This is a genomic window from Lacinutrix cladophorae, assembly GCF_053604645.1.
This window is the reverse complement of sequence record NZ_JBSHNR010000081.1, coordinates 1-244: the sequence shown is the minus strand read 5'-3', so window position 1 is coordinate 244 and position 244 is coordinate 1. Positions and strand designations below refer to the sequence as shown.

Annotated in this window: 1 protein-coding gene; it reads right to left on the bottom strand. The window is 38.1% G+C overall.

What is annotated here, in order from left to right:
- Positions 1 to 244, bottom strand: a 244-nt coding sequence (locus ACVC3Y_RS03490) for a hypothetical protein (RefSeq protein ID WP_452226121.1), incomplete at both ends; no start/stop codon positions are given.

Here is a 244-nt window from a genome sequence, read left to right as displayed (position 1 = left end):
TTCATTATCTGTACCATTACATTCTATGGTTTCATCTACAACCGTACAAGCAGTAAGGTCTGGACCGATAGAATCTTCAAGTGTAAGTGTCGCAGTAAGCGTTGTTTCATTATCACAATCATCCGATACCGTATAGATTACAGTAATAGTACCACCAGCTCCACAAGTAGAAGTAAGGTTTGTAAATACATAATCGGAAGTTACATCAAATACAGCATCTGCATCACAGCTATCTGTACCACAA